The 11,873-nt window shown below is 53.1% G+C and carries 9 protein-coding genes; 4 read left to right on the top strand and 5 right to left on the bottom strand.

The window, feature by feature from the left end; all coding sequences use genetic code 11:
- Positions 1 to 211: 211 nt before the first annotated feature.
- Positions 212 to 1,786 carry an alpha-N-arabinofuranosidase gene (locus CA13_RS05225; RefSeq protein ID WP_473087441.1) on the bottom strand — a complete coding sequence of 525 codons (1,575 nt, stop codon included), beginning with the start codon at positions 1,784 to 1,786 and terminating at the stop codon, positions 212 to 214.
- A gap of 184 nt (positions 1,787 to 1,970) precedes the next feature.
- Here CA13_RS05225 and CA13_RS05220 point away from each other — a divergent pair, with 184 nt between their 5' ends.
- On the top strand, positions 1,971 to 2,867 hold the full coding sequence (locus tag CA13_RS05220; RefSeq protein WP_146394920.1) for an ATP-binding response regulator: 897 nt from the start codon (positions 1,971 to 1,973) through the stop codon (positions 2,865 to 2,867).
- A gap of 174 nt (positions 2,868 to 3,041) precedes the next feature.
- Here the strand turns inward: CA13_RS05220 and CA13_RS05215 are convergent, their stop codons facing one another.
- The 3 genes from CA13_RS05215 to smpB all read right to left on the bottom strand — a co-directional run bounded on the left by CA13_RS05215 (position 3,042) and on the right by smpB (position 5,697).
- Positions 3,042 to 4,406: an ABC transporter permease gene (locus CA13_RS05215; RefSeq protein WP_146394919.1), complete on the bottom strand. Its 1,365-nt coding sequence runs from the start codon at positions 4,404 to 4,406 to the stop codon at positions 3,042 to 3,044.
- 2 nt (positions 4,407 to 4,408) lie between these two features.
- Complete coding sequence (locus tag CA13_RS05210; RefSeq protein WP_419193957.1) at positions 4,409 to 5,092, bottom strand: ABC transporter ATP-binding protein; 684 nt, start codon at positions 5,090 to 5,092, stop codon at positions 4,409 to 4,411.
- A gap of 101 nt (positions 5,093 to 5,193) precedes the next feature.
- Positions 5,194 to 5,697 (bottom strand): SsrA-binding protein SmpB, encoded by a 504-nt coding sequence (gene smpB, locus CA13_RS05205; RefSeq protein ID WP_146394917.1) that lies wholly within the window; start codon positions 5,695 to 5,697, stop codon positions 5,194 to 5,196.
- Positions 5,698 to 5,837: 140 nt separating this feature from the next.
- On the opposite strand from smpB, the gene lipA reads away from it, so the two are divergent.
- From lipA to CA13_RS05190, 3 genes are all read left to right on the top strand, one after another.
- The gene (gene lipA / locus CA13_RS05200) at positions 5,838 to 6,752 is read left to right on the top strand and encodes a lipoyl synthase (RefSeq protein WP_146394916.1); all 915 of its coding nucleotides are present in this window, start codon (positions 5,838 to 5,840) and stop codon (positions 6,750 to 6,752) included.
- Between the two features lie 146 nt (positions 6,753 to 6,898).
- On the top strand, positions 6,899 to 8,173 hold the full coding sequence (locus tag CA13_RS05195) for a hypothetical protein (RefSeq protein ID WP_146394915.1): 1,275 nt from the start codon (positions 6,899 to 6,901) through the stop codon (positions 8,171 to 8,173).
- Entirely contained in the window at positions 8,170 to 9,780 is a 1,611-nt protein-coding gene (locus tag CA13_RS05190; RefSeq protein ID WP_419193956.1) for an ABC transporter permease, read from the top strand. Before CA13_RS05195 ends, CA13_RS05190 begins: the two co-directional genes overlap by 4 nt.
- A 475-nt stretch (positions 9,781 to 10,255) precedes the next feature.
- Here the strand turns inward: CA13_RS05190 and CA13_RS05185 are convergent, their stop codons facing one another.
- Positions 10,256 to 11,707, bottom strand: coding sequence for an IS1380 family transposase (locus tag CA13_RS05185; protein WP_146393721.1), 1,452 nt, complete (start codon positions 11,705 to 11,707; stop codon positions 10,256 to 10,258).
- Positions 11,708 to 11,873 lie beyond the last annotated feature (166 nt).

Below are 11,873 nucleotides of genomic sequence, written 5' to 3'. Positions count from 1 at the left end.
CCCCGTTACCCCCACCCCACCGTTACCCCCACCCCACCGTTACCCCCACCCCACCGTTACCCCCACCCCATCCGTGCAATACTACCGAGTGCACCGGAAAAAGATCAGGATTTCGCTAAGCCAAACCACGCTGGGGAACATGCTGAAGAACACGCTTTCACCCAGCGATAGGTGACTATTCACCCAGCGATAGGTGATAAAATGCAATTCCTTAGCGTAAGGATAGGACCACCACTGCTTTTGACGGCAGGTTGATTTCGATTTGGTTACCCCTCAAGCTTGCTCCATCGAAATCGGTCGGTTTTACGGTTTCCGGTGCATCAAACGAGTTATAGGAATTGAATTTTGGTGCTGTCAGTACCCGTCCACTAATATTTTTCGCCTCCGCGCCATTCATCGAACATGTTACGCGAAGTGCTTGGTTCGGATTTGTGTTGACCAACGACAAATGGATCTCTCCGTCGGCATCGCGTGTTGCCGACGCGCTGACCGCGGGGATTGAGGAGTCACCGACGGTGTAATCGGGTGTCTCGATCTGTAATGGCAGGAACGTGCCACCTTGGTGGACACTGAACATTTCGAAGACATGGTAAGTTGGCGTGAGCAACATTTTTTCTTTGTCGGTCAAAATCATCGCCTGCAGCACGTTGATCGTTTGCGCGATGTTGGCCATCGAAACACGATCGGCGTGTTTGTGGAAAATGTGGAAATTCAATCCTGCGATGATCGCGTCACGGATCGAGTTTTGTTGATACAAGAAACCGGGATTGGTTCCTGGTTCGACATCCGTCCAAATACCCCACTCGTCGATGACCATGCCAACGCGTTTGTTCGGGTCGTGGCGATCCATGATTTCGCTGTGCTTGGTCACAAGTTCGTCCATGAACAGGGTTCTACTAAGCGTTTTGTGATAAATCGCTTCGTCAAACTCGGTGGCGGAACCTTTGCGTCCCCAGTTACCCGTTGGGATGGTGTAATGATGCAGCGACAATCCGTGCATCAACCGTCCTGCGCGGCTCATCAACACTTCGGTCCAGTTGTAGTCGGCAACATTGGCCCCGCCGGCGATCTTGAAGATCCTGTTCCCCGAATAATTCTTCACGAACGTGCTGTAGCGACGATACAAATCGGCGTAGTACTCGGGCCGCATGTTGCCGCCACATCCCCAACTTTCGTTGCCCACGCCAAAGTACGGAACTTTCCATGGTTTGTCGCGTCCATTGGCACGCCGCAAATTGGCCATCGGTGAATCGGCGTCGGAAGTCATGTACTCGACCCAGTTCATCATTTCTTGAACCGAGCCACTGCCGACGTTCCCACAAACGTAAGGTTCTGCACCGATTTGTTCGCAGAGGTCTAGGAATTCGTGGGTGCCGAAATGATTGTTTTCGACAACCCCGCCCCAATGCGTATTGATCAGTGCAGGGCGTTTGTCGCGCGGCCCGATGCCATCCATCCAATGATACTCGTCTGCGAAACAGCCGCCGGGCCAACGCAGTACCGGGATATTCATTTCCCGAAGTGCAGCCGTGACGTCGTTGCGAATCCCGCGAGTATTCGGGATCGAGGAATCTTCGCCGACCCAGATCCCCTCGTAGATGCATCGTCCAAGGTGTTCCGCGAAATGCCCATAGATGTTTGGGTTTACTTTGCCCAAAGGTTGATCGGCATGCAGCGTAACGGTGACATCCGAAGAACCGGTGTCTTTTGGAGCATCAGTTGATTGAGCCTGCGCCACAGTAACCGAAAGTAAGCAGAGACAGACCAACGCGAGTGGCATTTTCATGGTGGATATTCATCGACGAGGAGGGGTGATTGAGAGTCCAGGATTGTATCGCACTAAAATCGCAGTTTCAAAGAAAATTCCGCAATTGGATCATGGCGATTGTCTAATTCCTTTGTCTCTCGAATGGGTGTACGATACCGAGATACACTTCGCCTGTTACCCTCATCATGGAAGCGTCGCAATCATGGCTAAAGTATTGCTCGTTGAAGACAGCTCGACACAAGCACTTCAGCTTCGAATCGTTTTAGAAGAAGATTCTCATCAAGTTCAACATGTCACCAACGGACGACTGGCTCTTGACGCGTTGGAAAACGATACCATCGACGTCGTGGTCACGGACTTGGAAATGCCCGAAGTGAACGGGCTAGAATTGGTTGAAACGATGTTGATGGATTTTCCGCACATTCCTGCAATTTTGGTGACGGCACGCGGTAGTGAAGATTTGGCTTCGCAAGCCCTGCAACAAGGTGCGGTCAGTTATGTGCCGAAGCGACACGTTGAGACGCTGCTTAATGATACGATCACCAATGTTTTGGGAGTGGCTCGGACCGACGCCAGTTTCAATAAGTTGATTTCGATGCTCAAACGCAACTCGTTGGTTTTCGAGTTGTCCAATGATGCGGACTTAATTTCGCCGCTGGTAGGACTGGTGACACAAGTCGCTTCGGATATGAATCTGCTTAGCGGGACCGAGATGTTGCGGCTCCGTGGCGCGGTAGAACATGCGCTGGTCAATGCCATGTACCGAGGGAATTTGGAACTGAGTGCTTCGGAAACTCCAGCTCATCATGGCTTGGTCTACGAAGATGCGACGACCGATATGATCGAGAAGCGAAAAACGGAGTCCCCTTACCGGGACCGCACGGTCAATGTCGAAGCGACCGTGGGAGAAAAGGAAATTCGTATCGTTGTTCGTGATTGCGGCAATGGCTTCGACACCTCGACGATTCTCGATTCCGCTGCAACCGACGCGCTTGATTCCGAATCGGGCCGTGGACTCGTGTTAATGAAGAGTTTTGCGGATGAGTTGATCTTTAACGACACGGGGAACGAGGTTACGCTCGTAAAGTGTTGTCGATAGGCGACGTGCCAAGCACTGGTGGATGCTTGGGAAAAGGTCCGTGATGTTCCGGCAGGGTGAATTCCGTTAAGTCAGACGTGGGGGCCGCGAAAGCAAAGTTTTCCCAGCGGTCTTCTTTACAGCGGTCTTCTTTACAGCGGTCGCAAAACTGCGAAGCAACGAATCGGTGCCGCTTTACGCCGCCAAATTCGATCCAACATCGGTTCGATAAGCACTTGCCGCCGGCAAAAAACCTGCCAACAATGCCAAGCCGACGACCAAAGGCAAGATCGCTAGTTCGTAGGCACTTGTTGTAAACAGGGTCACTTGCACACCGGTTTGATCTTCGATGTAACCGCTTGCAATCCAGATCGCAAGGTGTGCTAAGAACCATCCGAGTACCCCGCCGATCAATGCGATCATTAAGCTTTCAGCCAAAATGATTGATGTGACGGTCTCGCGTCTCGCCCCCAACGCCCGCATCACAGCGATGTCTCGCCGGCGATCATTCATCGAATTATAGATAGCCACCAGGACGCCAACTGCTGCGACGACACATGTGATTAACGTGATCGCTAGCAGTGCTTTGAGCAGCGGTCCGACGATCGCCGTCATCAATTTTGCAATTTCACCTACCGGCGCAGCGGCCTGTGCCTGTAAGCCTTCGTTAATCTTGTTTTGCATCCCCGGTGCAAACATTAGATTCCCGTTGCGCACCAAGATGGATGTGACTTCACGTTGGGGGATGGTCAGCGGTTTATGGTCGGGGTCACGCTGTTTCCAATCCTCATTCTCGACGATGATTTCGTCACCCGTGAGAGGCCTGGAGTGGTTGTCGAGCAAGTAGAAACCTTCCAAATTCACGAACGTGGCTCGATCGTTCGGCGTTCCCGTCGGATCGAGAATACCGACAATTTTGAAGCCTTGTCCGTGCCCCTTGCCTTCGGGGTCACCATGAGTCGGATAGAATGTCTCGCCCGCGTGCATGCCCATTTCGCTTGCCACTCGAGAACCGAGGACTGCTTCGAAGTAGCCGTTCTGTTTCGTGAAATCTTTGAACGGACGTCCTTCGCGAAACGAGAATTTCTCGTCCAAATTCGGTCCTTTGCGTAGCTTTTCAAAAAAATCAGGGGTGGTTCCCACGGCGCGAAATTCGCCGTAATAATCGCCCAGAGCCAACGGAATCACATAGCCCCCCGCGACGAATCCTGAATACACGCCATCACGCTCGCCCAGTGCCGGGTCGCCACCATAACGACGAACCATGTCGGCTCGTTCGGCCTTGGGGAAAAATTCCATATACTCGGTGAACGGCAAGTTTTCGATCGGTTGGCTCAAATAGTAAACGCTGTTGAGCGTCAATTGCAGCGCGCTGCCTTTGGGGCCGACAACGAGGTTGTAGCCGACCGAAGCGTTTCGAGAGAACGCTTCGGTGATGATTCCGAATATCGATAACACCAACACAACCAATCCGACCCCAAGTGCTAACGAGAGCGTCGTCAATGAGCTGGAAAGAGAGCGGTGACAAAAATTTCGCCAAGCGATTTGAATGAGGGACATCGTTAGCTTTCTGAATGCGAAAACGCGTGGTTGATCTTTTCAAGGCTCTCAACTCGCTCGAATCGTTGAGCCACTTCCATGCTGTGGGTAACCATCAACATCGCCAAGTTTTCTTCCTCGCACGATTGATGAATCAAGTCCAACACCGATTCAGCACTGACGGGGTCGACGTTCGCAGTCGGTTCATCTGCGAGCAACAATTTTGGTTTTCCTGCTAATGCCCTGGCGATCGCGACGCGTTGTTGTTGACCGACGCTCAATTGGCTCGGTCGATAGTGGGCTCGATCGGCCAAGCCAACGCGATCTAGCAAATCCATTGCACGGTTGGGGTCATGGTGGCCATGCCCGAACGTCATTCCGAGTCGGACGTTTTCAATCGCGGTAAACGCAGGCAATAAATTAAAAGTTTGAAAGACATATCCGATCGCAGATGCACGAAACCGGTCGCGGCCCTGCTCGCTCAGTTTCGTAAGCTCGGTTCCGGCCAAGCGGATGGAACCGGTGTCGGGTGTCAATAATCCGGCGATCAAATGGAGTAGCGTGGTCTTGCCGCCACCACTTTCCCCGATCAACGCGACTTGTTCGCCAGCGCTAATTTGGAAACTCGATACGTCTAATACGGTTAATCGACCGCCACCGGGTTGGTCAAACGTTTTGACCAAGTCGGTGATTTCAAGTGCTTTCATCGTTGATTCCATTGATTTGCAGGGCATCCTCGGCGCTTCGTGTTTCTATCCGCGAGATCTGGGCCTTCGGCGAGATCTGGGTCTTGTCTGTGGCGTTCGTTCTATCGGCGACGCATAGCGCGTTGCAATCCACGCTCGGCGTCACGCTTCTTTAAGGTTTCCCGTTTGTCGAAATTTTTCTTACCCTTGGCGAGCCCCATGACACATTTCGCGATACCGCGATCGTTGAAATAAACCCGCAGCGGGATCAGAGTCAAACCACGTTGGTGGGCGCCGCCGGCGTATTTATCAAACTCGCGTGCATGAACGAGCAATTTTCGCGGTCGGCGTGGGTCATGGTTCCACATACCGGCGTTGTTGTAATGGGCGATGTCGGATCCGATCAGCCATAATTCGCTTCCTTTGACCCGTATGTAGGCTTCATCGAGCGACATTTTTCCCTCACGCATCGATTTGACTTCACTGCCGATCAACATCATGCCGCATTCGATCGAATCGAGAATCTCGTATCGATGACGTGCTTTGCGGTTTTCAGTGACGATCGTGAATCCGGTCGCAAGCTTTTTTTTGCCTGAGGATGTTTTCTTTTTCTTGTTCTTTGCCATTTGCCCTTCTACCGGTTGCGGTTAGCGAAGAATTGTACAGCCAAGGTGCGATCTAGCGCAGACGGGCATTGCATGTTCATTACAATGCGTATGAAAAGGTCTTTTGGTTCATTCCCCTATTGCCCAATATTACGGCTCCTATGGCATTCCGTTTACCCGTTGTCGCTGAACCCGAAATTCCCGCTGGTGTTGACGTTAGTGCGTCGGGACGGTTGCCGAGATGGCTTCGGCGGCCTGTTCCTCGCAGCAATTCCAATCACATGACGTCCGAATTGCTGGACGAATTTAATTTGGAAACGGTTTGCGAGAACGCAAAATGCCCCAATCGGATGGAATGCTATAGCCAGCAGACGGCGACATTTATGGTTTTGGGGAATGTTTGCACACGCCCCTGTGGTTTTTGTGCCGTTCATCGAGGGAAACCTGAATTGCCCGAAGCCGATGAGCCGGCCCGCGTTGCCGAAGCAGCAGCCCGTTTGGGCCTCAAACACGTGGTAATTACCTCGGTCACGCGTGACGACTTACCGGACGGTGGTGCCGAACACTTTTATCAATGTGTGGTTGCCGTCCGCGAGCAAACGTCTGCGACGACCGAAGTATTGACGCCCGACTTTGTGCATTGCAAACCTTCGCTCGAACGGGTGATCGAGGCGAAACCAACGGTGTTCAATCACAACATGGAAACCGTTCCTCGTCTATACCGCCGCGTCCGTGGGCCAAAAAGCGATTACCGTTGGACCCTTGAATTGATGCGCCAAGTCAAACGGTATGATGCCGACGTTGCGACCAAGAGTGGTTTAATGCTCGGCCTCGGGGAAGAACGAGGCGAATTGCTCGAAGCGCTTGCGGATCTTCGCGAGTACGACGTCGACTTTTTGACGCTCGGCCAATATCTACAACCCGGTGAAAAGTATTTGCCAGTGGTTCGGTATGTTCCGCCAGAGGAATTCGAAGAGATCGGCGAGATCGCTCGCAGCATGGGCTTCAAGAAAGTTGCCAGTGGTCCCTTCGTCCGTAGTAGTTATCACGCTCGTGACATGGCCCAAAGCAAATAGCGTCGCCCAAAGCAAATAGCGTCGAATCCCGTTCGTGATGGGACGCTGCCAAACGAGACCGACACTCCCTCAAAAGGCTGGGGGGCTAAGCGAGCTCTGTGTAACGTCTTCGTGCTTCTCCGTTTTTGTTGGTGAATTTGGTGTCAATGAACCGAGCCCTGAAACGATACCTCGGCATGCTGTTTTGGATCGCGGTCGCGGTTGGCATTGCGATACTGCTGCGACCAACTCCGAACTCGGTGGGGAAAACCGATGCGGCATCGGTGGCGGGTTTCGTGTTTGGCAGATCCGATCGGTTTACGGCTGTCGACACGAGTCAACGGTTGCGGCGGTATGACCCGGTTTTTACTGCGAGCAGTACCGGCGATTGGCGCCAAATCGGTTACGTCACCTCGTCGGATCGATCTGCGGGTACAGTGGACGTGCAGTGGAACGATGCCAATTTGAGGGCCAATCAGGCTCGACTTTTCTATTACCACAATAGCGGTCGATTAGAAGACGTATTGCGAATTATGTTTCCGCCCGAGAAACAGCGGCGAATCCAAGATCAATTGGCGATGGCGTTTGAAGCTCACGGCGAAGAGTTTTCTGCTGCTTTTGTCCCGTTAATTCAAGAAAGTATCGAGCGGTCCTTGCCCCTGATTGAGGATGAGCTTCGTTTATCGATTGACCGTCATCATGCCGAAGTCCAAAAGCTCGCAGCGCGATGGAACGACGAAGTGGTGGGCGAGCGGTTGATCCCGCTGGCACGCGAGGAAATTTTGCCGATCGTACGTCGCCATGCTCAACCAACGGTAGAAAAGATCGGTCGCGAAGTTTGGGACCGTGCATCAGTGTGGCGATTCGGATGGCGAGCGGTTTACGACAAGACGCCGCTGCCGGAACAGAACTTGGTCCAAGAGGAATGGCGTCGCTTCATGGAAAACGAGGCCGTTCCCGTGGTCGAAGCGCATGTGGATGAAATTGTCCAAAGTGTGCAACGCGTGTTGGCCGAAACCGCTTCGAACCCCATGGTCCGCGCTGAGCTAGCCGATGTGGCGAACAGAATTGCTTCGGACCGTGAAGCTCAGGCGTTGCTGCAAACGGTCCTGAAAGAAACCTTGGTTGGTAACGAGCGACTGCATCGCGTTTGGAGCGAAGTGTGGCAAAGCAACGACGCTCGCAAAGCAATCGATCTGGCGGGCCAAAAAATGGAGCCCGTGATTCGCCGGATCGGTGACGAATTGTTTGGGACGCGTGAAGAGGGGATTGATCCGATGTTCGCGTTGGTCCTGCGAAACCAGATTTTCGGAAAAGATCGACGCTGGGTCGTGGCAGTACCGACCGATCACTCCCGAAATGACGGCCAACAAGTTGTCGAAGTGGCTCGTGATGCGATGGTCTATCCGATCGTGTATATGGCCGCGGGAGAGTCGCAATGACCAACGCAATGACCAACGCGAAGGCACCGAGTGAATCGACGTCGCTGAGGCTGAGCGATTTTGAAGTCCGTGCCGGTACCCGGACGCTCATTGGCGACACCAACGTTACGATTCCCGCTGGGAAAATCACGGTGATTGTCGGCGGTAGTGGTTCGGGGAAATCGCTTTTGCTTCGCACGCTGGCCGGATTGTTGCCGCCCGATGGGGAGGTGATTTCGTGGAGTGGTCGTATTGAATTTGATGCGGACGATACGGAGGATTTGGTCGCCAAGAAACGGGTTGGGATTGTGTTCCAGCAATTCGCGTTGTTCGACGAATTAACCCCGACCGAGAATGTGCAATTTGCGATCGACCATCGCAGCGACTTGACGAATCAACCGCTTCAATCGGCGCGGGAATGGCTCGATGAGCTAGGCGTTCCCGCTCGTACGCCGGTTGCGGGGCTAAGTGGCGGTCAAAAACAACGACTTGCGATTGCTCGAACACTCGCCGCCGATCCTGATGTTTTGTTGTATGACGAACCCACCAGCGGGCTCGATGCGGCGAGCGGCGCAATGGTGGCTGAGTTAATTCGGCATACGCAAACAATTCATCGTCGGACTAGTATCGTGGTGACGCATGACTATGACACACTCTTGCCAATTGCCGACGAAGTTTTGCTGCTTGACTCGCGGCTCAAACGTTTGGTTTCTATCCCGAAAGAAGATTGGGCGGAAATACCGAAACGAATGCAGCCCGTGCAATTAGAAGACGATCAGCGGTTCAGGGAACCTGCGGTTCCACGAGTGAGACAGTATACCGAAGTGGCCCGGCAATCGGTTGATCGTTTCTTGATCGCGACCGGCTCCGCAGTCGGCGCGACGCTGCGTTTGCCGCTTGAATTGCGTCCCTACTTTCCGCATCTCCGTTGGGGGGTGCGGTTCGTGCTGCACTACTTGCGGCTTGTGGGCGGCCCGTCGGCTTGGTTCTACTTGATCCTTGCAGGCTTGATTGTCGGTTTCACAGGAACCTACTTCACGTTTCGTTTTTTGCCATTCCGTTCGTACACACAACCGCTGCTGATCGACGAGCTACTCGCATCGATCGGATTTGCACTCTATCGAATCTTGGTTCCCGTTCTGGCAACCGTGTTGGTCGCGGCCCGTTGTGGAGCGGCGGTGTCGGCCGATGTTGGGGTCAAACGATATGGTGGGCAAGTCGATGCACTCCATACGCTCGGAGTCAAGCCGCGTTCCTATTTACTTTTGCCGATCGTGATCGCGTTTGTTCTGGCCACACCGATGTTAGAGTGGATGGCGTTCAGTGCGGCCAAGGCGATCAGTATGGTGACGTTTGTGCAAACGTACCCGCATATCGGACCCTATTTTTGGCAGCAACATTTTCTTCGAAATTTGACCACCGATGGTACGACCATGTTTGTTGGTTGGGGGTGGGTTCTCGCCAAGAACGTCCTTTGCGGATTCGGTACTGCGGTGATCGCGTACTACCGAGGCCTATCACCGAAGGATTCGGCCAGTGATGTCAGCCATGCGATCACGTCGACCGTTCTATGGACGACGCTCTATGTTTTGATCGTCCATTTCGTCGTGGCGCTGATTGAGTTTTAAGCCACGGGGGTTTGACTCCGATTGAGTGTCGCTTGTCATACTCTTTCTCTCTCTCTCTAGCGGTTGACGCTATGGCAACGATCTCGCCTCGTTTGACGCGGTGTAACGAGCGCATCCATCCGATCAGGTCACGTTGACTGCGCTCAAGTTGCGTATAACTCAAATCGATTCTGCGACCCGAGTGGTTCTTCCCTCGGCTTTGTACTGCTTTTGGGGCAACCATCAATGTCCTAAATGCCCCTTGTTTCTAATTACATGCGTATAATGGAAAGACTCCGCTTTGTGGGGAAGCACTAGGCCTCAATCAAGCGATCCACGCGTGACGTTTTCGGGTTTTTCGCTTGTGCGATGCGAGCAGACCGGTGGCCAGGCTTTTTGATTTTCGATCTTGATCTTCGCATGGCTCGTGTTCTTTGAGTTAGGCGTTTGAGCGGTACCGAGACGTCCAGACCTCGGCTTCGTTGGTGCTGAGTCGTCAACATCGCAGTGGCTTGCGGATGTGATCGTGTAGGGTCATCAGTAGGTCCACCGTAGGGCGATAGGTTAACAACCGGAAGACGCGCTGCCGTGACGAACGGATGATTTGAGCGGGAAGAAGGATCAGCGAATTCAAATACGTCCAGAATTCCATCCGAATAATTCGGTTGCGAGCTTCCCGGCGAACACGTTTCTGACTTTCGTTGCCCTTGACTTGAACCAGCAACCCGCTCCAAATCTTCAACGTCCAAGCCAAGGAGGCGAACAGCATGTACGCCATGTTGCTTTCAAGGTTATCCAGCGGAGCGGTCAAGGCTCCACAGGCTTTCAATTGGCTGATCGTGTTTTCTTGGTCGCAACGCTGGTTGCTGCCGCGAATCACTTCCCTCGCTGGCAAAGTTCCTGCTGTTTCATTGGTGATATAAAAGAAGTATCGCTCTTCGGAGAACAGTAGCTGTTGCCCACTGGTTACATCAATGTCTTTGCGAACAACGATCATTCGATAAGTCTTCTCGCATGCGGTGGGACAATACTCGAATTCAGCGTAACTCTCTCCGGTAAGTCGTTGATTCTTGTAGCCATTGGTCTGGACGATTCGTTCTCTCTCGTTCGGACGGCAGGCACGCTCTGCCTTGTCCGGCGTGCTTCGCCTCGAACGGTCAAGCCGTTTCCATGCGGTTTTTGCAAGCGAATCAGCGATGCGGCAGAGGTTCCGATGAGCGGAATAGCCAAGAATGAACTTCACACCTGAGTTGTCCCAGCGATCCAAGTGCTCCGTCGACGAGAAGGCCGTATCGCCACGAAGAACGATCTTTCGAAAGCCCGCCTGTGTGCATTGTTGGATCGCCAAGTCATAGAAAAATGCGGAGTCTTCCTCGCTGGTACGATTGCCGCTACGATTGTGCAGGTAAAGCAGCTCCTGAGTTTCCGCGAGCGTGACGACCAGCGGATGGTAGCCCCATTGGCCTTTGTAGTTGATGCCGATGCCGGATTTCTTTTCACCGCTTGTTTCCACCATCGTTCCGTCTGCTTCGATCGTGGCGCAATCGAGAAAGCTGTCCTCTTGCTGCTTCCAAACGGTTTGCCGAACGCGATTGACTGCCTGCATGACCATGAGCAGCTTGAGGTGACTGAATCTCCGGCAGAAATCTCCAGCAGTAGTCGGGTCGGGTATGCGCTCCGCACCGAGTGCATCGAGATAGGCTTCGTCGTTGCGTCGTTGTTCGATGTGATCCAAGCACGTTCCACCGGCGAGCAGGTTCAGGGCAATGTTGAGAATGTGGTCAGTTTCGTCGTAGGGCAGGTGGAGCTTGAATACCTTTGCCGAACGATTGAGTTCCTTCCGCAGACCAAGCTTCTTGATCAGTTCGAGGATCACTGCGATACCGCCGCAGGAGACCGCCTGCTGTTTCTCGGCGAGTTCGAGTTTCGTGGTGGAAGGACGAATCATGGGCGATTTCCACGCTCCATGCTGGACTGAAATTCTGCGTAATAATCTCCGTTTGCGTTTTCGCAGTTGTTGACGTACCCTGATGTTCACTCGAAACCCCTTGTAGCGTGCGTGGATTGAAGTCTTAGTAACCTCCAATAGACGCGTAAAACGCCAAGGGTTTTCG

The sequence above is a fragment of the Novipirellula herctigrandis genome, from assembly GCA_007859835.1.
Classification (GTDB): Bacteria; Planctomycetota; Planctomycetia; order Pirellulales; family Pirellulaceae; genus Novipirellula_A; species Novipirellula_A herctigrandis.
Note: the sequence above shows the minus strand (reverse complement) of the source record. Positions and strands in the feature narration are given on the sequence as shown.